The organism is Sphingobium sp. LMA1-1-1.1, from assembly GCF_040676365.1.
In the GTDB taxonomy this organism is placed as follows: Bacteria; Pseudomonadota; Alphaproteobacteria; order Sphingomonadales; family Sphingomonadaceae; genus Sphingobium.
In genome coordinates, this window is sequence record NZ_JBEGHS010000023.1 from 34568 (window position 1) to 55607 (window position 21040).

The window sequence follows — 21040 nt, forward strand, 5'->3', positions numbered from 1 at the left end:
CCACGGGCACGCATCGCCCTTACAACACATCTCCCGCCGCGTTGAACGCCTCATCCTCCGTCTCCGGCAACGGCGGCTGCACCGGCTTGTCGCAACCCTCTTCCTTCATGTGCGCGCGCAGCGCGTCCATGCGTCCGAGATTCCAGCGCGCCAACGGCACACCAAGCGGCCGAAACTCAGCGCGATCGAACAACTCCACCACATAATTCCTGCAGAGACTGTCGACCTGCTCAAGCGTCAGCATGCCCAGGTTCATCACCATCGGCTTGCCGGGTACGCCGTTGCGTCCTCGCACCAGGTCGGTCACATAAAGCCCGCCGCGCGGATCGACCAACACGACGTCGGCCCTGGATGCGTCGATCATCCTGTGGCTTGCCGCATAGGGCGCAACGAAGCTGTGCGTCCGCCACACCAGAAAAGCGCTGCTGAGCAAGGTCAAGGCCGTTCCCACGAATATGGGTCGCAGGGCGCCGGTACGGAAGCGCGCCCAGCCAAGGCCCGCCAGCAGGCAGAAGGGCCCGATGAAGCCGTGGGCATAGCGATAGCCCCAGCCATAGCCCTGCGCCAGGGCGAGCGCGCATCCCGCAAAGCAGCCCAGCGCCAACGGCAGCGCGATCTCCTGCCCCCGGATCGCCTTGCGCCAGCGCATTGCGAACACGCCCAGAGTGGCGAGCGGCACCATCAATATATTGTTCCAGGCGGCGAAACGGCTGAGATTCACCAGCGGCTGCCAGCGGTCGCCCAGCCGTTCGAACAGGCTGCCCACCTTATCCGCCACGCCCGCAGAAGGGCGCACGTCGGTGGGTTGCCCCAACACATGGGTCAGGAAGGCGGGCCAGAGCTTCGCCCAGACGATGACGATGGCCGCCAACACAAGGATGTGGAATATCGCGACCTTCCACCGCTTGCCCAGCAGCATCCAGAGAATGAAGGGCGCGATGAAGATCGGCGGGAAGTGCCATTGATGCAGGCCTGCCGCGATCAGGGCGACCGCGCCCGCGCTCAGATGGCCGATCGGCCCGCCGCGCAGCACCAGCGCCAGCCAGATCATGTTGAGCGCGAAATGCCCGGTCATGGCGTAGGGCGTCATCGCCGTGACCCACAGCTGAGCCGACGACAGCGCCAGCAGCATCGTCACCCAGACCGCGTCGGGCCTGTCCGGGAACAGGTGCAGCGCCACCCGCCACAACGCGAACAGCCCGGCCATCAGCAGCACCGGCCCGGCCAGATTGGGGTCGCCCAACTGCCAGAACAAGGCCTGGATCGCGCTGTTCACCGGCAGATAGGCCGCCGTCCAATAATCCGCCGCGCCAAAGGGAGAGAAGAATTCGGGCATGATCGCCCGGCGATAGGCCTCCCACTCCATCGGGATCGGGCGGGCCAGGAAACCCTCCCGCATATAGGCGGCGGCGAAGCGGGCGACCTCCTCGTCGCGGGAAATGGAATAGTCCTGGAACAGCCAGTAGTGGCCCGCCCATGCCACCAGGCCGAATACCAGCACCAGCGGCACCATTGTCCGGGCGCGCGGCAACGGCAGGCGCCAGCCCAGACCCTCCGCAAAGGGCGCGGCCAGCGTCAGGAGCAGCAACGCGCCAAGAAGCGCCGGAAAATCCTGGTCGAGGAACAGGATAACCGCCAGGCTGATCCCCTGCCTGTAGGTCACATGCCAGAGGAAGGTTGCGCCCAGCCAAAGCGTCAGCCCGATCGCCCCCGCAAGGAGCAGGCGAGTGGCACTGACCGGGCGCGCGGGAACGACCATCAGCCTTCCCGCGGCAACAGCGCCTGGTTGACGAAAATCCCGTCCATCTCGACCAGAAGGGGAAAATGCCCCTTGTTGTTGGCGAAGAAGGCGGAGGGGAGGAAGCCGCGCTCGGCCACCCAGTCGATCATCGCGCGATAGCTGGTGCCACCCTCATAGATCGGCCGGACGCCGAGTTCCGTCTGCACGCCAGCCATGTCGCGAAGCACTTCGCCCGCACCTTCACAGACGGACAGGTCATGCCCCTGGGTATCCATCTTCAGAAAGGGTCGGGCAAAGCCATGGGCGCGTTTCAGTTCCGGCAGCAGGCTTTCCAACCGGCGGCATTGCATGTCGACCGTGCGCGTCACCCTGTTGCGGTCGGCGAAAATGGCGTCCTGTTCCCCCGCCGGCTTCCTGAGCGAACTGAACTGGTCGGCCGCCATGATGTTGAAGCTGGCCATGCCATCGAAATCCGACAGGGCCATGTTGAACACATGCCATTGTCGGTCGGATGACGCATTCCGCTCCAGTTCGGAAAATATCTCGGGATTGGGCTCAAAGGACAATATCGTGCCACCGAAGCCCGCATCCTTGCGCAGCATCGTGGCATATTGACCGCGATTGGCGCCCACGTCGAACACGCAATCCACGGCAAAGGCGCCCAGGAAACGGCGCAGCGCCTGAATTTCCGGATATTGATGCACCCGCCCTGCCAGCGCCAGCCGCACCGCCAGCGCCCGATCACGCAGTTCCCGGATATAGCGGCTCATTTCCCGGTCACGCTGCGGTAGATGGCGATGGTGGCCAGGGCCATGTCCTTCCAATTGCCCATTGAATCTCCATAGGTCTGCGCCTGCGCGCCCAAAGCCTGCCTGATGGTCGCGCTTTCTACGAGGGGCAAGAGGGCTTGCGCAAGGGCGTGCGCATTGCCGGCCGGGCTTCTGACGGCCACTTCCTCCGGCAAGCTGGCGAACATGCCGACGTCGGACGTGACCATCGCCTTGCCATGGTGCAGGGCCGACAGGAAAGCGCCGCTGCTGTCGATATGTCGATAGGGGAAGACCAATATGTCCGCCTTTTTCATATGCGCGTCGAGCCGCTGTTCGGCAAGAAAGCCGAGATCGAGGATCAGTCGGTCGCCAAAGCCCGCAGCGTGGACGCTGTCCAGCAATGGGGCGATGTCCATGAAGGGCTTGCCCGCCAGCACCAGTTCGAAACCATGCCCTGCGCGCCAGAGCGACAGGCACGCCTCCAGCAGCAGGTCGACGCCTTTATACGGCCGGATAGTCCCGAAAAAGAGCAGGCGCGGCAGAACCGGGTCCGGTACTTGCGCCAGATCCTGCGGCCCGGCCGTTGCCAGTCGCATCGGCGGGTGCGGCGTCATATGGATGCGTCGGGGATCGACACCTTGACGTTCCAGCGCCTCCCTGGTCGTTCCCCCGTGCACGATCAGTGCATCGAACATGTCGAGCAGGCCGTGATACCCCCTGCCCTGCACCCCGGCATCGGCATGATAGGCATCGGCATTATGCACGGTGTGAACCAGTGCCGTGCCACCCTTCAACCGCCGCAGCATGATCCGGTCGGCAGGCGCGAGCGGCAGCCATTGCATATGCGCGACATCCGCACGCGTCAGCGGCGTCAGGTCGTCCAGCATGCAGCTCAGCCCATATTCCGCCGCCTTGAGCAGGCGGAAGGCCCGCCCTTCCCCCATGCGCAGGCGCAGAGCTTCGCTCCGACGGAAAAAGCGCGGCTCGTAACGATAGCCGTTCGGCGCAATCGCATCCGTGGCCCGCATCGGACGGCCAAGGAGGGCTACGTCCATGCCAGCCGCCGCCAGCGCCGCGCAAAGACTGTCGTCATAGCGTCCGGTGAAAAGCGACGGATCGCACATCGCGACCTTCATGCGCGCTTCCCTACCAGATGCCGCAGGGAAAGGCCGTGGATGAACGCGGCGACAAACAGGGTCAGCGTGTAGAGGATCAGGAACAGCAGGTCGAGCCGTTCCGGCGCGAATATCCTGGCCAGCGGCACGCTGAGCAGCGAACCGGCGAGGAAGGGCAAGGACCGGCCAAGCAGCAGCGTGAACCGTCCCAGCGCGCCTTGCACATAGACAGACACGCAGATCAGGGCGAGCGCCAGCAGCGCGCCGCCGATCAGCAGCAGTTCGACCCGGTCGATCGACGCGCGGCCATCGAACAACTTTGCGAACAACCATTCGCCCAGCAGGAGCAAGGCCGCCGAAGCACCGAACGCAAAGAAGAATGCCACCCCGAGCGCCCGCACCATCAACTGTCGCAGGCGACCTGTCTCCCCCGCATGAAAGGCGCGGGTGATGCGAGGTAATGCGGCCTCCACGGTCGCCCTGACCAGCATGGAAAGGGAACGCGACATCTTGAAGAAGAAGTCGAAGACCAGCATCGGCCGTGCATCAAGGGTTGCGGCGGCGATGGTGAAATAAGGCGCGTTATAGGCGAGGATTTCGGAAATGGTGAAGGCGGCCGAGGCGCCGATGTCCCGCAGATAATGGCGCCTGACATGGCCGCCACCGACCCCGAAGGACAGCCAGTGCCGCGTCTCCATGCCGAGGCGTCGATGCACCAGGGCGATGGCATAGCCGATCACCACCATACTGACGCAAAGTTGCAGAGCGACAGAGGCACGCGGGTCCAGTCCTTGCAGGATGAACAGCAGCAGCGCGATGGTCATCACCCGGCGCAGGCAATCCAGCGCTTCCCAGAGGAAATTGCCGTCCACCGCCGCAAGCGCCCTTTTGGCGAGCAGCGCGGGCAGGTTGAGACAGGCCGACAGGAAGAAGAGCAGGAAAAGCAGCGGCATGCCCGTGTGCAATCCGCCGATCGCCAGCGCGACCAGCAAAATCGCGAAACCGCCGAGGATCAGCAGGCCGAGGAAAAGGAACAGGACGCCCATTTCCTCCACGCGGAAGCCCCCCGCCTCATCCTGACCCAAGCCCAGCCAATGCCGGCGCAGGCGGGCATAGATGATGCTGGTGAGGCCGAACTCGGCGGAAATGGTGAAATTGCCGAACGCGACCAGCAGCAGGAAGGACTGGAACTCACGCAGAGGCAGGGCGCGCACGAAGACATAGGTGACGGCAAAGCCCCAGACCAGCGTCAGCCCGACATTGGCCAGCTTGATAAGGGCAAGGATGCGCGCCGACCCCTCCATCCGGGCGAGCGCGCTGCCGGGCGGCATGCTCACCGGGCGCCGGTCGCGAGCGGCTTGCGGGCGCGGAACAGCCGGTCGTCCAGTGCATAAAAATGCCGCGTATCAGCATCGATGGCGCTGGCGTCGATCTCCTCCAGATCAAAGCCCGCGCCCCGGATGCGGTCGGCAAAATCCAGGCCATATTGCCGCACATGGTCCCACTGGCCAAAACGCCGCTCGCGTTCGCGCGGCGGCATGTCGAAGCTGCCGTCCTCGGTCGGCCTGTCCCATAATGGCACGATCAACCAGGCTTCTCCACCGGGCTTCAGCGCGCGATGGATGTTGCGCAGCACGGCATGATCGTCGGGAACATGCTCCATCACATGGCTGGCGTAGAAGAGGTCGTAGCGATCGCTGGCATCAAGCGCCATCAGGTCGACGCGCTGCATGTTCGGCACATGGTAGCGGCCGGGATCGAGATCCGCCGGCGTATAATCGGCGGCGGTGGAAAAGCGGCGCACCAGACTGCCTTCATTCGGCGCCATGTGCAGCACAGCGCCCTGTTCCGGCACGGTCAGCACATGGCCCGCGATCAGATGGTTCATCAGCCGTTCGCGCGGGGAAGCGCCGCAGTTCGGACATCCCCATTCGGCATTGTCACCATAACGGAAAAATCCCACCACCGCCTGCCCGCAGGCCGGGCAGCCCCGGTTCGCCCGCGCGCCCAGAGCCCTGCGCACGGCCAACAGGCTGCGGGTCAGATGCTTGCCGGCGGCTTTCGCCACCCGCTGGAAAGTGATCACGCCTTGGCTCCAAAAAGCAGTTGGCACCGGCCTATACAATATGCCGCCATTTTGGCGAGCGATTCATTCCGTGCGCTGCTGATCCTTTGGCCCGTCGTCCAGGCAGGGCGCACCAATGGGCGGGGAAGCACCGATCAGCGCGACTTGGCTGGATTCCAGATCGTCACGGTACGCCCCGTCATCGCCTTCACGACGCCCTGCAATGTCGCGAAATAGGCGATCACGATGTCCACTATCGCCGCGAACGGCCCGCCCCTGGAACGCAGCCCCCGCCACAGGATGAACACGCCAGCCAGACCGCAGACCATGTAGAGCGTCGGCGAAATCCGCATCGCCAACGTTCCCGCCGCAACGATGCCCGTCAGGATAAAGATCCCGCCAAACCACCGCACGATCTTGCGCGAGGCATATTTGAATCTGTCGATCGCGCGCATCCGTCGCAACTGCGGCCGCAAATGGCTGTGGGTATGCCAGGCGCGGGCTGCAATGCGGACCTTGCGGCGATATTCGTCACCGCGCGCCGCCACCAGCCTTTCGCGGGCGATCACGTCCTTCGCTTTCACCAGCCGCTTGCCCGCGAAGACGACCGCCATCGACACGGTCAGATCGTCCAGCACGCTGTCAGGGAATTCCGGATAAAGCGCGCGCCTGATGGAGAAGATCGAGCCGTCGGCCCCCAGCACATTGCCGGTGCGCGATTCCTCGTCTTTCAACCGTTCCTCGATCCGCCAGTAGAGCGACCCGACCGAAGCTGTGGCGCTGTCCCCATCGCCCATATAGTGTAGCGACCCCAGCACGCCACCGATCTCCGGATCGGCATAACGCGCCAGCAGATTCTCAATCGCATCGGCGTCCAGCGTCACATTAGCGTCGGTGAAGATCAGCACATTGCCCTTCGCCCGCGCCGCCAGCAGCTTCATGCCATGCGCCTTGCCGCTGCGGCCCGGACCGCGCAGCAACGTCACCAGATCGCCCTGCGCCGCGATCAGCGCGGCAGTCTCATCCGAGGAACCATCGTCGAAGGCGAGAATTTCAAGCTTTGGGTAGCGCGCCTTCAGCATCGCCAGATTGGCCAGCTTTTCCGGCATCGCCCCTGCCTCATTATAGGCGCAGAAAAGCAGCGAAGCGGACGGCGCCGGCCCTGCCACCGGCTTTTCCGGCCGGGCGGGCAGCAGGCGCAGAACCAGCGGATAGAAGAGGAACGGCCATGCCACCGCCGTCAGAGACAACAGCAGCGCCAGGGTCGCGATCAGATCGGTCCGGTCCATCAATAGGCCCACCTCTCAATAAGCCTTGTGATGCACGAGCACGCCAATGGTCGCGACGATGATGCGCAGGTCACGCCAGATCGACCATTTGGTGACATATTCCAGGTCCGACTGAAGCCGGTCGATCAGATCCTGATGATCATCGGTAGAACCGCGATGACCGCGCACCTGCGCCAGCCCGGTCATGCCCGGCTTGATGCAATGCCGCTCCCAATAGCGCTCGTCCACTTCCCAATAGAGGCTGTCACCGGCCTTGGCGGCGGCGGCGTGAGGGCGCGGGCCGACGATGCTCATGTCGCCGCGCAGGACATTGAACAGTTGCGGCAGCTCATCGATGCTGGTCTTGCGCAGAAAACGGCCCACGGCCGTCACCCTATCGTCGTCGCGCGTGGTCAACTTGTCGGCCTTCCGGTCACTCGCCTCCGTCCGCATCGAACGGAATTTGTAGATGTTGAACGGCCGGGCATCCCGCCCGATCCGCGGCTGGCGGAAGATGACCGGACCGGGACTGGTCAGTTTCACGGCCAGCGCAGCGGCGATCAGCACCGGGGACAGCGCAATGGTTGCCGCCGTCGCGACGATGATGTCGAAGAATCGTTTGATGAGGCGGTCGCGAAACTGGAACGGCCCGCCCGCGACGATGATCGTCGGCTGGCCGTCGAACTCGTCCACCCGCGCGGGGGCGAAACGCAGCAGTTCCGGCACCACTATCTCGCCCCGCGCGGACAGGGACTTCAGGGCCACCGACCAGTCGTCCATCCGATCCATCGGGCAGGCGACGATCACCCGTTCCGCCATGCCGACGGCGGCGGCCAGCCTGGCGGCCATTTCGGCATCATGCCCCTTTGGATGCAGGCCGGCAGCGGCGGCCTCTATCAAATGCATGTGCGGACCGGTATCGATCGTCACCCCGTCCATGATGACCACGGTCAGATGCGGCACCTCACCCAGCAGGTGGGCGCTCAGCCGCCCGATGGCGAGCCGCACGGTCGCCACGCCGGCCGCCGAAATCCCCAACCCGACGATGAAGGTCAGACGCGAAAGCTGCTCCGCGATCTTGCCCAGATAGACGATCAGCAGCATCAGCATCGCCGCCTGCGCCAAGGCCATCAACCCCTGGAAGATGCCCCGCCGCAGGTTTTCCAGCATATGGATGCCATAGGCGCCGCCCTGCACCCCCAGCAGCACATAGATCGGCGCGATCATCGCGAACATGACGATGCCGTGCGGCTTGCCCGGTTCGCCCAGCCATGCGCCCAGCACCAGATAATTGGCGAGCAGGAAGGACAGGAAAAGTCCCGCCATGTCCCCCAGCAGACACAGCAGGTACAGGCGCACCCGCAATATTTCCTTGGAGACTGTCACTTATGGACCCTGATCAGCTTGGCGTGTCCGTCCCGTTGGCACTGCTTCGCACGGCTTGCAAGGATTTGATCGGCCACCCGCCCGGCGCGCAGCCCCGTCATAGGGCGATCCCGCATCAGAGGCTGAACAATCGCGTCAAAGCCTTGTCCAGCATCAGCAATTGCCACAGCAGCCGCCCATGATCGGCCAGCCCTGATTTATGGTCCGCCGCCGCCTTCCCCAGCACCCGCGGATCGAACCACCCCGTCCGGGCCAGAGCGGAGCCGCCCGCGATCGCCGTCGCTTCACCCGCCAGCGGGCCGCGAAACCATGCGCTGATCGGGGTCACGAAGCCCATTTTCGGGCGATAGAGTATGTCCTGCGGCAGGAACGGCTCCATCGCCTTCTTCATCAGATATTTGCCGCTGTTCCCGCGAATCCTTTGCGCCACGGGCAGGCGGGCGGCGAACTCGACCAGCCGGTGATCCAGCAGGGGCTCCCGCGCTTCCAGGCTGACGGCCATGCTCATCCGGTCGGTCTTGGTCAGGATGTCGCCGGGCAGCCAGATGCGCATGTCCGCATATTGCGCGCGGTCGAGCGGATCGCGTGCCGGCGCCTGCGCCATCGTCCTGATATAGCGATCCTCCGCCCGATAGGCGCCGAGGCGGGTCTTCATATCCTGGCTGAACAGTCGCTGCCGCAAGGCATGGGGCGTTACCCCGACTGACGCGGCATAGGCTTCCCCGCCCTCCCCCGCCAGTTCGAGCAGGGTCGATTTGGCCCGCAGGGGCCGGGGAGCCCAGTCCGCCTTGGGATACCAGCGCCCCAGGGTTCCGAACAAGGGCTGCCGCACCGAAGCGGGGATCAGACCGCGCAGTCGCTCCCCCTGCATCTGGAAACGATGCCGCCGATAGCCGGCAAAGGCCTCATCCGCACCATCTCCGGAAAGGGCCACCGTCACCTTCTCTCGCGCCAGTTCACACACCCGATAGGTCGGCAGCGCCGAGGCATCGGCGAAGGGTTCGTCGAAATGGAGCGCCAATATGTCGATCAGCCCATAATCGTCCGGCGACACGATGCGGGTGCGATGATCGGTGGCAAAGCGCCGCGCAACCCTGTCGGCATAGGCGGTTTCATCCAGTTCCTTGACGTCGAAGCCGATGGTGCAGGTCCTGACCGCCTGTTTCGACGCCTCCGCCATCAGCGCGACGACGCTGCTGCTGTCCACCCCACCCGAGAGGAAGGCGCCCAGCGGCACGTCCGCCACCATGCGGGATCGCACCGCCTGCCGCATCAGCGCGACCAGTTCCTCCTCCAGCGCCTCTGGCTTCGCGCTGCTGCGATCGGCAAAGCTGACGTCCCAGTAGCGCTGCGGTTGCGGCAGGGGCCGACCACGCACGATGCGGAGCGTCTCGCCCGCGCCCAGCTTCCGCACGCCGGCCACCATGCAGGCGTCATCGGGCACATAGCCAAAAGCAAGATAATCCTCGACCGCAGACAGGTCCGGAGCGCGCCGCAAAAGCGGATGGGCGAGCAGGCTCTTGAGTTCCGATCCGAAGATCAGGCTGCCGTCCGACAGCAGCGCATAATGGAGCGGCTTCACGCCAAGCCTGTCGCGCACCAGCCAGAGCGCCTGCGCCCGCGCATCGAACAGGGCGAAGGCGAACATGCCATTGAACTTCTCGACGCAGGCCTCGCCCCATTGGCGATAGCCGTGCAGGATGACTTCCGTATCGCTATGCGTGCGGAAGACATGGCCCTTGGCCTCCAGTTCGGCGCGCACCTCCCGGAAATTGTAGATTTCGCCGTTGAAGACGACGGCCAGGCTGTCATCCTCCGTCAGCATAGGTTGCGCGCCGCTGCCCAGGTCGATGATCGAGAGGCGCAGATGGCCCAGCCCAATGCCCGGCGCGGTCCAGATGCCGCTGTCGTCCGGTCCGCGCCAGGGCATGGCATCCAGCATCAGCCCGACCCGCGCCGGATCGACCGGCTTGGCCGTTTCAAGGTGGAAAATGCCCGCTATTCCGCACATTCGACGGGTCTTAGCGGGTTCGGAGGCTGCGGTCAGCCAAATCCTTCACATCGCCCAAATCATGAAGGAAGGTTGCGATGGCGGCATCCGAAGGGCGCCCGGCTCGTTCCTCCGCCGAAACCAGCACCGCGGCGGCGCGCTGGTCGCGACCCAGGATGCGCGCCTTCATCGTCTCCAGCTTGACCAGATGAGCGCTTCCCGTGGGCTGGCCGTTGCCCACGACATAGAAGCTGACCACATGGCGCACCATCCGGCCGGGCCCGGTGATCCGCTCACCCCGCGCGCCGTCGGGCGCCGCGGCAGGTTGCGACCAGGTCCATCCGCTATCTGCTCCGGCGGCGCCCTGACCGAAACCGACCAGTTCGCGCCCCTCATCCTGCCGGTCGAAGGTCGCAATGGCGAGATCGACGACCTGCCCTGCCGCGTTGCCATATCTTGCCATCGCCAGATAATCGGCGCCATCGAAGCGCGGCCGCCATGAAGAAAGCGGCGGCTCATCGACCCGCGTCCAGCCCTTCACGTCCGGCATGACGGGCGGACTGGCAAGCGGCGCGCCGGCCATGCCGCTCGTCGCCAGCCATAGCGGCGCGGCCACGATCATGGCCAGCGCGCCGCAGGCGAGGATGCCGGGCGAAGAATGGCCTTCACCGCGCAATCGTTCGGGATCGAACCAGGGATCGCCGGGCTGCCGGTCGAAAAATGGCCAGGCGGCTGCCATCACGATCGTCATGATGATGGCGAAGAACAGCCAGCCATAAACCACATGATCGAAACCGGCCGCCGCATCGATGGTGGTCACTTCAGCGACGAAGATGGTGGCGAAGGCACGCACCCCGTTAGCCAATATGGACAGGGAGAGCGCGCCCGCCATGAAAATGATCCGTCGCCGCCAGCTGGTGAAGCAGACATTGCAGACCAATAGGCCATAGGCCGTCATGGCGATCACGAATTTCGCGCCGGAGCAGGCCTCCGCCACCTCGAAATAGCCGTTGGGCGTGGTAATGAAGATGCCCTGCATCTGCGCCGGAACGCCGGTCAGATGGAGCAGGACCATGCTGATATGCGCGGTCAGCAATTGGAGAGGGGCGACGATTTCCTCACCGAAGGGGACCATGAAAAAGGCGTAGAACAGCGGAAAGAGCAACGCCCGCGTCACGGCGGGGCCCAGCAAGGCGATCACCGAACCCTGCAACATCAGGATCAGCGCGCCGTGGCGCACCACGGCCACGCCCGCCGCAGCGCCCAGCATCCAGGAAAATACGCCCAGCCCCAGCCAGAGCAGCCCCGGCGCCCAGGCCGACGGCTCCAGCCGGCGCAGGCCCGGCAAACGCTGCTGCACCAGCCATGCGACCAGGATGGGGATGAACAGGCAATGCCCGTAGGTCGATGCGGTCCACCAGATCGCCATCATGCCCAGCAGGTCGCGGTGGAACAACGCCAGGATCGTGCCGGCAATGATGGCAAGCGCGGTCAGATGACCACGCCAGCCTGACAGCTTTACCTCCCGCCGTATTTGAAGCGCGTCTTCCATCACGCGGCCCTCGCGTCGTCGGCATCCGACGATCCGAACAGAAGGTTCGGCAGATTCGCCAGCGTCGCGGACCAGCGGTAGCGCTCCTCCATCCGCGATCGTGCCGCACGGCCGAGGCGCGCGGCATGGGCCGGATCGGCGAGCAGAGCAAGGATTTTCCCCGCCTCCTGCGCGGGGTCAGCGGCAATCAGCAGATGCTCGCCATCGCGGGCGTCAATCCCTTCGGCAGCCTGGGGCGACGCGAGGACGGGCCGCGCCATGGCCATCGCCTCCAGCACCTTGTTCTGGATACCCCGCGCGATCCGCAGCGGCGCCACCACCACGTCAGCCGCCGCCAGCCAGCCGCGAACATCAGGCACGGCGCCGGTCACGATCACGCCGGGCAAAGCCGCCAGCGCCTGCACCGATTTCGTCGGATTGCGGCCGACAATGACGAAAATCGCTTCCGGACAGCGGGCACGGATCGCGGGCAGGGTTTCGCGGGCGAAGCTCTCCACCGCCTCCACATTGGGACGATAGTCCATCTGGCCGGTGAAGACGAGCAGCCGCCCCTCGGGCCGATCGACGGCGGGGAAATCCGCTGCGGGATCGAAGAAATCCAGCGCGACGCCATTATCGATGCCGACGATGCGATCCGGCCCCAGACCGCTTGCACGCCGGAACAGCTCCGCCTCCGCCTCGCTCACAAAGGCGCAGAGGTCGGCGCGCTCCGCCACCTGCCGCTCGAAGTTCAGCAGCATGCGTCCTTCGCGCCGGTTGATCCACGCCATGGGACCGGAGCCTTGCGCGCCATAAGCGGCATATTTGGCCGAATCGAGATCCACGAAATCCATGACGAAGCGCACGCCGTCCGCCAGCACCGGCACGAAATGCGCCATCTGCGCCGAATAGGTAACCACCGCCGCGATGGGTCGCTCCGCCAGCGTCTTCGCGACCCAGCGATGCAGGTCGGGATGATCGAACAATGAAACCAGCAGGGGCTGGCGCTGCACCAGCCCCTTGAGGCCCGCCAGGATGCGCGAGTGGTCGCGCGTCAGCACGCATTGGCTGGCGGTGATCTTCGCCATGTCGGCGGCAAAGCCCATGTCCCGCGCATCGTCGGCAAAGCAGCCGACGTGGACGGGCGCGATCTCCGCCATCCGCTTCAGCAGATGACAGGACCGAATCTTGTCGCCCCGGTCCGGCGGAAAGGGGATGCGATGGCAGAGGAACAGAATGTCTCCCCTCATCCCAACCCTCGCGCGATAAGCGGCCCGATGAGGTTGGCGACCGGCAAGGGCAGCTTCTTCCAGAGGTCGATCCGCCGCTGATAGTGCGGGCTGTTGGGATTGATGTCCCGCCGCTCGCCCGTGGACGACCAGCTATGATAGGAAAGCGGAACGGGGTCGAAGCCGAAGCTCCTCTTCCAGGCCGCCTGGCCGCTGCCCGCCTTGGAACGGCCGAAGTCGAAGATGCGCATGCCCCGCGCGCGGCCATGACCCATCAGTCGGTAATACATGAGTTCGTTCGATCGCAGCCGCCGCGCGTCCGCGATACCCCCGCCCCAGAAGGGCATGACCCGCCCCTGATGATAGAGGGTCAGCACCGCCGAAACCGGCCGATCGCCATCATAGACGACCAATATATCGGCATCCTCGCCAAAGACCGCCAGCACCTCGCGGAACAGCCGCGCCGGGAAGACCGGCGTGCCGAGATTGCGCACGCTTTCCGAATAGACCCGGTAATGCGCCTGCCGATGTCGCGCTTCCCGCCCGATCTCGACGCGCAGCGCATCGTTGGCGAGCGCCTTGCGTAGTTCCGCCCGATGCTTGCGCGGCACGGCGAGCAGCTCCGCCTCATCATCCGCAGCGATAGGCCGCGCAAAGCCAAGATGGCTGTCCTCATGCAGCGTCCAGTCACTGCCCGGCACCGGCCCGCCGCGAATTTCGACCGAGGCGATGCCGCCGTCCCGCGCCATGCCCTCGCAGGCCGCCGCCAGCGCAGGCACTGCCGCCGGATCGCTGGCGAGAATCCCGCCATCGACGGCAAAGCCCGAAGACACCAGGGCCTGGCCGAACAGGGCGCTCTTCACATGATGCAGCGGCAGCAGCCCGACCACCTCCCCGGAAGGAGCCACGGCGGCCAGCATATGTGCCCGATTGCCCGTCCCCCGCTCCACGCCCGTCAACCAGGCGGGCCGGTGAAAGGGCGTCCCCGCCGGATGCGCCATGACGAAATCATCCGCTGCCGCCCGCTGCGCCGGATCGGCGAGATTCAACGTCGTGACGAGCATCTCCCCCGCCATCATGCTGCCCGCTCCACTTCCTGCGCCGCCAGCGCATCCACGCGGGTCCAGGAAAAGTCCCGCGTCAGGCGGCGCAGCTTGGCTGCCATGACCGACAGATTGCTGTAATGCCGCACCCGCGAGCGCAAGGGCGCGCCGTCGACGCGCGGCTGGTCAGGGTCGATTTCCCAGGGATGGAAATAGATGATCGCCGGTCGCCCTTCCCGCTGGTTCACCTGCCGGATAGCCCAGCGCGAAAAACCATAGGGTAGCAGCCGGAAGAAGCCGCCGCCGCCAGCCGCCAGCGTCCGACCGGCAAACTTCGCGGTGGTCACGGGCAATTCGACGAGCGGCGATCCCTTGACCGGCCTCCAGGCGAAGCGGGGCGATTCGGGCCAGCCATAATGATCATGCCGGATCGGCGCGACGCTGCTGGAATAGGCATAGCCTTCCTCCGCCAGCACCTCATGGGCCCAGGGGTTGCGCCGGTCGATGGAAAAGCTGGGCGCGCGATAACCGGTCACCGCCTGGCCGGTCGCATCCTCCAATATCGCCCGCGACCTGCGCAGATCAGCGCGGAATTGCGCTCCGTCGAAGGTGAAGACCCGCTTATGGTCATAGCCATGGCTGGCGACCTCATGCCCCGCCGTGACAATGCGCCGCATCAGCGCCGGATAGCGCTCCGCCACCCAGCCGAGCGTGAAGAAGGTCGCGTGGACCCCTGCCTCCTCGAACAGCGCCAGCACCGCATCGGTATTGCGCTCGACGCGATGGGCCAGACTGGTCCAATCCTCGCGCCGGATCGTATGCTCAAAGGCGCCAACCTGGAACCAGTCCTCGACGTCGACGGATAGGGCGTTCCGCATGAGTCCGGTCAGGCGGCGGCGCTTTGCTGCGCCTCGCCCAGCCTTTCCTCGCGCTCGACCCACTCGACGAGCAGCGTCAGTACCCGGCGCAGTGCCGTGTCCTGTTCCGTCACCCGGAATTCCAGCGTGGAAAGCCGTTCCTCGACGAGGGCGAAGCAATCCTTGAGCGCTTCGGGATCGACGCTCGGCGCGCTGCGGGCAAAGTCGTTCTCAGCCCGAAGCGTGTCGATCTCGGCTCGCAGAGAGGCGATCTCGTCCAGCAGGTGCATGGACGGATCGGGCCGGGCGGCGCGCAGCGCGTTGACCTCTGCGCGCAAGGCCGCGACCTCCTCGGACACGATCGGATCGGCTGCAACAGGCGCAGCGGCAGGTATGTCCGCCAGCTCCTCCGCCTCGTCCAGCACGTTGCGCGCCATCGGTTCGGGGGTCACGTCCGTGTCCGCACCCATGTCATTCACCACCGCATATACCACCTCGGCATCGATCACCGAAAGCTGGTCGAGCGCGCCCAGCAGCAAAACGCGGCTGACCAGCACGTTGATCCGGCGAGGCACGCCGCCCGTTGCGGCATAGATGGCGGCGAAAGCCTCCGCCGTGAATTGCGGGTCGCCCTGCCATCCGGCCAGCGACAGGCGATGCAGGATATAGGGTTCGACCTCCCGCCGCATCATCGGTTCCAGATGATGGGTGGCGATCACGCGCTGGCGAAGCTGCTCCAGTTCCGGTGATTTCAGCAGATCGCGAAATTCCGGCTGGCCCAGCAGGAAAATCTGCAACAGCGACTGCCCACCCAATTGGAAATTGGAGAGCATCCGCAATTCCTCAATGGCCGAGATTGGCAGATTCTGCGCTTCGTCCACGATCAGCAGCGACCGCTTGCCGGCCCGCGCCTGCGCATGGAGAAAAGCCTCGATCTGCCTCAGGATCTGCGCCTTGGGCATGCCGTCCACGCCCAGGCCGAAGCTCTGCGCGGCAAGGCGCAGCATGTCGTCGCCCTCCACCTGGGTAGAAACAACCTTCACCGCCGTCAGCCGCGAAGGATCGATGGTGTTCATGAGGTGACCGACCAGCGTCGTCTTGCCCGCGCCGATATCGCCGGTGATGACGATGAAGCCCTCCCCCTGGGCCAAGCCATAGCCCAGATAGGACAGCGCCTTGCGGTGCGTCGCGCTCTCGAAATAGAAATGCGGGTCCGGCGTCAGCTGGAACGGGCGTCCCTGCAATCCGTAGAACTGATCGTACATATCTATCTCTCCACCCGACGGGGCATTGGCTTAAAATGTGTATCGAAGGCCAAGCTGGCCCATGGCGTTGATGACGGCGTCCAGCTTGTCCGCCTTGGCACTGTCCACGCCGACGGAGGCGGACGCCTGAAGATTGCGCGTGACGAGCCGGTAATAGCTGGCGAAGGCGCCCAGGTTCAGCACATCCAGCCGGTTGCCGCTGGCGTCGAAATAATTGGCGTAGACGGCTGTATCGATACTGGAATGGCTGTCCATCCGGTAGGTGAGAGAGGCGTTGCCGTACCAGTTCTGGTCCCTCGTACCGCGCACCAGCACGGTTTCGCCGGAAGGCGTCACGAATTTGCGTTGCGAATAGCCAAGGCCCACGCCCAAGCCCCAGGGTCCGCGTTCCGCGGCGAACTGCGCGGCGACGCCGCGATAGCGGAAATTGGCGCCGGTGATACCCGCCAGCGCGTCGTTGAAGCACTGGCCGCCGCCAGTGGTCGAGAAAGCGCAGCCAGTGAAATCGCCCGTGAAGGGATTGCGTACGACATTGAGGTTGCTGCCCGAGAGCGCCGCCACATCGGAGGTGATGACCCGTCCGAAGCTGTCGATGCCGTCGAACACCACCAGGGCAAAGGACTTGTCGCGTCCCTGCCAGATGAAGCTGCCGGAATAGGTCATGCCGCCGTAGCGTTCGCCCACGCGCGCGGTCAGCGACGTGCGGTGGCTGGGCCGCCAGAGGACGCCGACATCCCAGATGATGTCGTCGAAATCATAGATGAGCTGGCGGGGCGAACTGCCGTCCGTGACATAGCGGCCGCCGGAGGAAATCACCGGCAGGCCGTTGGCGTCCAGCAAGGGCGAACGCTGGCTTATCTCCATCTTCTCATAGCCGACGCCGCCAATCAGGGCGAGCGTGGGCGACACCGGCAGGGTCGCGTCAAGCCGCGCCCATTTGTCCTCGAACCGCTGGTCGAGCTGGCTCGCATCCTCCCGGCTGTAGCCGGCGCTGGCGACAAGGCCCAGCGGCATCCACACCCCCGGCCCGACGCCGACAGAACCCATCAGGTCATGGGTGGTCGATTCCGCAAATCCTCTGCCCAGTGGCGCGCCGGGGAAGTCGACATTCACGTCGTCCTCGACCCGCGCATAGCCCAGCCGGTAGGAGGCGCTGACGTCCAGATCGCCCAGCCGCGTGACATAGGACGGGCCGACATAGCCGGCATAGACCTGGCTGCTATAGCCGTTATTGCGCACCGAAGCGCCGGAAAACCCGTCTGTACGGACCCGCGTCGCCAATCCACCTGCATTCAGCGTCAGCCCGCGCGCCAGCGCATATTGGCCACTGACGATACCGCTGATGATGTCCTGATCGCTGAGGTTTTCGCCCCAGCCGAAGCTGTGCGCATATTGCACGTCCGCCGCTGCTTCCAGCCGTCGGGTCTGCACGCTGGCCGTCACGCCCGCGGTGACGTTGGTATAGGTCAGCACGTCGCCGCCGCCCTGGATCGGCGCGACCACGACCTGGTCGACACCCAGATAGGGGGAGACGTCGACCTTGCGCTCCTCATCACGTGCAAGCGCGGGCGAGGCCAGGGCCATCCCCGCGAGAAGAAGGGCAATGCGGGAGATCATGAGCCACCATGCTCCGCATCATGGCCATATGCATGATAGCTGCCGAAACGCCGTCCGCCGCTGGCGAAGTTCACACCGTTCAGGAGTAGCTTCACCTGGGACGCGCCCTTGAGCAGACCGGCCGCGTCGCGCAGCGCGCTTTCGGTCGTCCTGTCCGCGCGCACGACCAGCAGCGCGATGGCGGCGTGGCTCGCCAGCACCGCCGCCGGGGATGCGGCCAGCAAAGGGGGCGAATCGAACAGGATGATGCGGTCGGGGCGTCCCTCGGTCAGCCGGTTGAGCAGCATTTCCGTCCGCGCGGAAGCGAGATATTCGGTGTCGTTATTGCTCCGCTGCCCGGCAGGAAGCACGGACAGGGAAGGGATATCGGTGCGCAGCACGATATCCTCTATGGCGATGGCCGGATCGGCCAGCGCGTCCATCAGGCCCGGCCCCGCCGTAAGCCCCAGCGCCTCAGGGATGGCAGGCTTGCCGAAATCGGCGTCGACCAACAGGATCTCGCGCTCCTTCTCCGCAGCGAGGCTGAGCGCCAGATTGATCGCGCAGAAGCTCTTGCCTTCGCCACTATGCGCGGAGCAGATCAGCACCCGGTTTCCGCGGTTGTTGCCCGCCAGTTCCGCCAGCAGGTCACGCTTGAGCAGCCGGAATTCCTCGCTCATCGCGGTAACCGGACCGTCGGGCAGCAGATAGCCCGCCTCGACCAGCGCGATGCGGTCGATCGGCTGGACCGGCCCGGTCCAGTCCGGCGCGCGATGGCCGGGGACAGGCGTATCCACGGCAAGGGCCGCAGGTTGCGAGACCTCCACCACCGGTTCGCCCGCCGGAACCTCGACCGCCGGCGCCGCGCGCCCACGCAGGGCCGCACTGAAATCGTAGATCTCGGTCGCCCGCTCGATCAGCGATCCGCCGGAAAGGGACTTGTGCTTGTTCATTTCCAGTCCCTCCTCAGGCCAACCCGCGCTGGACGAATTCGATGACGATCAGCAGCAGGCACAGCGCCGCCAGGCCGCCGCTGGCGCCTGCGAACCACTTCATCCGCTGCCTTTCCATCGCGAGTTGCGCCGCGTTGACGGTCTGGCTGATCGATCCGATCACGGCGACGCCCAGCGCCTTTTCCAGCCGCGCCGCATTGGGGAAGCCGCCCTTGAGCTGGGCCACGGCAAAGGCCGTGCCGACGCCCGCGCCCAGTCCCAGGATCAGCACCCCCAGCAACAGCAGCGGCCGGTTGGGTGCGGCGGGAGCGGTCGGCAGGCTGGGCGGATTGATCACGCGGAACTGGACCGATCCGGTTTCCGACTTCACATCGCCGCGCAGGCGGATTTCCTCGCGGTCGGCCAGCATCTTGTCATATTGGGTCTTGAGCACCTGATAGTCGCGGTCGAGCCGTTCCTGCTCGGCGGCGAGGCCGGGCTCATCGGTCTGGCGCGAAGCCATGGCGTTGAGGTCGGCCTGCAACTGCGCCTTGCGGGCGGACAGCCCCTGCACCGTCGCGGCGCGTTCCGCCTGCATCGACCTGATCGAGAGATAGGCGGGATTGGGCGTGCTGCCCACGCTGCCGCCGCCCTGACCGCGCAGCAGGTCCACCTGCCGCTGGGCCGCGATCACGTCGGGATGGCTGTTGGTGAAGCCGCGCGCCCGCATCGACGCAAGATCCGCCTGCGCCTGCGCCAGGGCCGAAGGACCGCCCGAAGCGCCGACGCCCGGCAAGGTCTGCGGCGTGCCGGCAAGCTGCCCGTTCATCGCCGCCAGCGCACTCTGCGCCTGCACGAGCTGCGAATCGATGCTGTTGATCTCCGACCGGGCGGCGTCCATGCGCTGGCCGATCGACCCGGCGCCCGGCAGCATGCCCGCATAGCGCTGCTCAAAATCCACGCGGCGCTGTTCGGCGGCGGCAAGCTGCTTGCCCCGCGCCGCCAGTTGCTGGTCGAGGAAGGCGAGGCTCTGGCTCGTCTCCACCTTGTCGGAGGAAAGGTTGGTTTCCTGGAAGATGTCGACCAGCTTCTGCACGATCTGCTGCGAAATGCGCGCATTTGCGCCATCCGACAGGCCGGAGTCGGCCCAGGTGGCGCTGATGTCGATCATGCTGGGGTCAAGCTGGGCCATCACCGTGATGTTCTCGCGCAGCCTGGTGATCTTCGCTGCCAGGTCACGCGGCCCGTCAACCGTCCGGTTGAGGTCCGTTTCCTTGACCACCCGTTCCAGATTGGCGGTGCTGGCCAGCGTCTGGCGCAGGCGATCCAGATCCTGCTGCGCCTGGACCTGGGTGATGCCCACCTTGTCCTCCAGCAGCGACTGGGTGTTCACATAGACCCGCGCCTTGGATTCATAGCTGTTGGGGATGAGCGCCACGCCCAGCCAGCCGAGCAGGCACACGCCCCATGCCACCCCCAGCGCCAGCCAGCGGCGGAGCCAGAGGCCATGCAGGATGACCAGCAGTTCGTCGACCAGCGCCGCCATGTCAGAACATGCTTTCGGGAATGATGATGACGTCGCCGGGCGCCAGCATGACGTTCGCCTTGCTGTCCCCGCGCTTCAGCAGGTCGCCGATGCGGACCTGATATTCCTGCTGCTTGCCGTTTTCCTTGTTGTAGCGGACCAGCTTTGCCTTGTTGCCCGCCGCATATTCGCTGAGGCCGCCGACCGAGATCATCGCGTCGAGCAGCGTCATGTTGGCGCGATAGGGGATGGAGGCGGGTTTCTCCGTCGCGCCGACGATCCGCACCTGCTGGCTGAAGGTGCCGGAGAAATTGTTGACGATCACCGACACCAGCGGATTTTCGATATATTTGCCGAGCGCAACCTTCAGGTCGTCAGCCAGTTGCCTGGGGGTCTTGCCGACCGCGGGCATGTCGGAAATAAGCGGGGTGGTGATGCGTCCGTCGGGTCGCACCTGCACCTTCGCGCCCAGGTCCGGATTGCGCCAGACGAAGATGGTGAGGTCGTCGAGCGGCCCGATCACATATTCCTCGCCCGGCCCCTCCTGCGTCGAAACGAAGGACGCCGGGGGCAGATTGGGTGCGCTCCCGCCCGAAGCGCAGCCCGAAAGAGCCAGGACCGGCAGTGATACGCCGATCATCGCGCGGGAAACCGACAGGAAACGCATAGATTCAACCCCTTTTGCGGCCACACCGACAGCCGCCAAAGGGGGGCGCCGGCAACCGTC

17 protein-coding genes are annotated in these 21040 nt (G+C 65.3%); all 17 read right to left on the reverse strand.

What is annotated here, in order from left to right; genetic code table 11:
• Positions 1 to 19: 19 nt before the first annotated feature.
• The 17 genes from MRBLMA1_RS11705 to MRBLMA1_RS11785 all read right to left on the reverse strand — a co-directional run bounded on the left by MRBLMA1_RS11705 (position 20) and on the right by MRBLMA1_RS11785 (position 20980).
• Positions 20 to 1759 (reverse strand): MFS transporter, encoded by a 1740-nt coding sequence (locus tag MRBLMA1_RS11705; RefSeq protein ID WP_363737022.1) that lies wholly within the window; start codon positions 1757 to 1759, stop codon positions 20 to 22.
• Positions 1759 to 2511: an FkbM family methyltransferase gene (locus MRBLMA1_RS11710; RefSeq protein ID WP_363737024.1), complete on the reverse strand. Its 753-nt coding sequence runs from the start codon at positions 2509 to 2511 to the stop codon at positions 1759 to 1761. Before MRBLMA1_RS11710 ends, MRBLMA1_RS11705 begins: the two co-directional genes overlap by 1 nt.
• Positions 2508 to 3647 (reverse strand): glycosyltransferase family 4 protein, encoded by a 1140-nt coding sequence (locus MRBLMA1_RS11715; protein WP_363737026.1) that lies wholly within the window; start codon positions 3645 to 3647, stop codon positions 2508 to 2510. The genes MRBLMA1_RS11710 and MRBLMA1_RS11715 overlap by 4 nt, the downstream gene beginning before the upstream one ends.
• Positions 3644 to 4957, reverse strand: a complete 1314-nt coding sequence (locus MRBLMA1_RS11720; protein WP_363737430.1) for a hypothetical protein — start codon at positions 4955 to 4957, stop codon at positions 3644 to 3646. The genes MRBLMA1_RS11715 and MRBLMA1_RS11720 overlap by 4 nt, the downstream gene beginning before the upstream one ends.
• A gap of 2 nt (positions 4958 to 4959) precedes the next feature.
• Positions 4960 to 5712, reverse strand: coding sequence for a class I SAM-dependent methyltransferase (locus MRBLMA1_RS11725; RefSeq protein ID WP_363737027.1), 753 nt, complete (start codon positions 5710 to 5712; stop codon positions 4960 to 4962).
• A gap of 134 nt (positions 5713 to 5846) precedes the next feature.
• Positions 5847 to 6980, reverse strand: coding sequence for a glycosyltransferase (locus tag MRBLMA1_RS11730; RefSeq protein ID WP_363737028.1), 1134 nt, complete (start codon positions 6978 to 6980; stop codon positions 5847 to 5849).
• A 15-nt stretch (positions 6981 to 6995) separates the two neighbouring features.
• Positions 6996 to 8285: a sugar transferase gene (locus MRBLMA1_RS11735; RefSeq protein ID WP_414714734.1), complete on the reverse strand. Its 1290-nt coding sequence runs from the start codon at positions 8283 to 8285 to the stop codon at positions 6996 to 6998.
• Positions 8286 to 8460: 175 nt separating this feature from the next.
• A complete protein-coding gene (locus MRBLMA1_RS11740) occupies positions 8461 to 10356 on the reverse strand; it encodes an XrtA/PEP-CTERM system amidotransferase (RefSeq protein WP_363737032.1) in 1896 nt (631 codons plus the stop codon).
• 10 nt (positions 10357 to 10366) lie between these two features.
• Positions 10367 to 11887 (reverse strand): exosortase A, encoded by a 1521-nt coding sequence (gene xrtA / locus MRBLMA1_RS11745; RefSeq protein WP_363737033.1) that lies wholly within the window; start codon positions 11885 to 11887, stop codon positions 10367 to 10369.
• Positions 11887 to 13116, reverse strand: coding sequence for a TIGR03087 family PEP-CTERM/XrtA system glycosyltransferase (locus MRBLMA1_RS11750; protein WP_363737034.1), 1230 nt, complete (start codon positions 13114 to 13116; stop codon positions 11887 to 11889). Before MRBLMA1_RS11750 ends, xrtA begins: the two co-directional genes overlap by 1 nt.
• The gene (locus MRBLMA1_RS11755; RefSeq protein WP_363737035.1) at positions 13113 to 14174 is read right to left on the reverse strand and encodes a FemAB family XrtA/PEP-CTERM system-associated protein; all 1062 of its coding nucleotides are present in this window, start codon (positions 14172 to 14174) and stop codon (positions 13113 to 13115) included. The genes MRBLMA1_RS11750 and MRBLMA1_RS11755 overlap by 4 nt, the downstream gene beginning before the upstream one ends.
• Complete coding sequence (locus MRBLMA1_RS11760) at positions 14171 to 15016, reverse strand: XrtA system polysaccharide deacetylase (RefSeq protein ID WP_363737036.1); 846 nt, start codon at positions 15014 to 15016, stop codon at positions 14171 to 14173. The genes MRBLMA1_RS11755 and MRBLMA1_RS11760 overlap by 4 nt, the downstream gene beginning before the upstream one ends.
• Before the next feature lie 8 nt (positions 15017 to 15024).
• Positions 15025 to 16260 (reverse strand): XrtA/PEP-CTERM system-associated ATPase, encoded by a 1236-nt coding sequence (locus tag MRBLMA1_RS11765; protein ID WP_363737037.1) that lies wholly within the window; start codon positions 16258 to 16260, stop codon positions 15025 to 15027.
• Positions 16261 to 16290: 30 nt separating this feature from the next.
• The gene (locus MRBLMA1_RS11770) at positions 16291 to 17877 is read right to left on the reverse strand and encodes a hypothetical protein (protein ID WP_363737038.1); all 1587 of its coding nucleotides are present in this window, start codon (positions 17875 to 17877) and stop codon (positions 16291 to 16293) included.
• A complete protein-coding gene (locus tag MRBLMA1_RS11775) occupies positions 17874 to 18809 on the reverse strand; it encodes a P-loop NTPase (RefSeq protein ID WP_363737039.1) in 936 nt (311 codons plus the stop codon). Before MRBLMA1_RS11775 ends, MRBLMA1_RS11770 begins: the two co-directional genes overlap by 4 nt.
• A gap of 13 nt (positions 18810 to 18822) precedes the next feature.
• A complete protein-coding gene (locus MRBLMA1_RS11780; RefSeq protein WP_363737040.1) occupies positions 18823 to 20334 on the reverse strand; it encodes an XrtA system polysaccharide chain length determinant in 1512 nt (503 codons plus the stop codon).
• Between the two features lies 1 nt (position 20335).
• Positions 20336 to 20980 carry an XrtA/PEP-CTERM system exopolysaccharide export protein gene (locus MRBLMA1_RS11785; protein ID WP_133654088.1) on the reverse strand — a complete coding sequence of 215 codons (645 nt, stop codon included), beginning with the start codon at positions 20978 to 20980 and terminating at the stop codon, positions 20336 to 20338.
• Positions 20981 to 21040 lie beyond the last annotated feature (60 nt).

Coding starts and splice junctions, on each gene's coding strand:
- MRBLMA1_RS11710 (WP_363737024.1), bottom strand. CDS start 2,511: ATGAGCCGCTATATCCGGGAACTGCGTGATCGGGCGCTGGCGGTGCGG.
- MRBLMA1_RS11765 (WP_363737037.1), bottom strand. CDS start 16,260: ATGTACGATCAGTTCTACGGATTGCAGGGACGCCCGTTCCAGCTGACG.
- MRBLMA1_RS11705 (WP_363737022.1), bottom strand. CDS start 1,759: ATGGTCGTTCCCGCGCGCCCGGTCAGTGCCACTCGCCTGCTCCTTGCG.
- MRBLMA1_RS11770 (WP_363737038.1), bottom strand. CDS start 17,877: ATGATCTCCCGCATTGCCCTTCTTCTCGCGGGGATGGCCCTGGCCTCG.
- MRBLMA1_RS11780 (WP_363737040.1), bottom strand. CDS start 20,334: ATGGCGGCGCTGGTCGACGAACTGCTGGTCATCCTGCATGGCCTCTGG.
- MRBLMA1_RS11755 (WP_363737035.1), bottom strand. CDS start 14,174: ATGATGGCGGGGGAGATGCTCGTCACGACGTTGAATCTCGCCGATCCG.
- MRBLMA1_RS11720 (WP_363737430.1), bottom strand. CDS start 4,957: ATGCCGCCCGGCAGCGCGCTCGCCCGGATGGAGGGGTCGGCGCGCATC.
- MRBLMA1_RS11750 (WP_363737034.1), bottom strand. CDS start 13,116: ATGAGGGGAGACATTCTGTTCCTCTGCCATCGCATCCCCTTTCCGCCG.
- xrtA (WP_363737033.1), bottom strand. CDS start 11,887: ATGGAAGACGCGCTTCAAATACGGCGGGAGGTAAAGCTGTCAGGCTGG.
- MRBLMA1_RS11775 (WP_363737039.1), bottom strand. CDS start 18,809: ATGAACAAGCACAAGTCCCTTTCCGGCGGATCGCTGATCGAGCGGGCG.
- MRBLMA1_RS11715 (WP_363737026.1), bottom strand. CDS start 3,647: ATGAAGGTCGCGATGTGCGATCCGTCGCTTTTCACCGGACGCTATGAC.
- MRBLMA1_RS11785 (WP_133654088.1), bottom strand. CDS start 20,980: ATGCGTTTCCTGTCGGTTTCCCGCGCGATGATCGGCGTATCACTGCCG.
- MRBLMA1_RS11735 (WP_414714734.1), bottom strand. CDS start 8,285: ATGGCGGGACTTTTCCTGTCCTTCCTGCTCGCCAATTATCTGGTGCTG.
- MRBLMA1_RS11740 (WP_363737032.1), bottom strand. CDS start 10,356: ATGTGCGGAATAGCGGGCATTTTCCACCTTGAAACGGCCAAGCCGGTC.
- MRBLMA1_RS11760 (WP_363737036.1), bottom strand. CDS start 15,016: ATGCGGAACGCCCTATCCGTCGACGTCGAGGACTGGTTCCAGGTTGGC.
- MRBLMA1_RS11730 (WP_363737028.1), bottom strand. CDS start 6,980: ATGGACCGGACCGATCTGATCGCGACCCTGGCGCTGCTGTTGTCTCTG.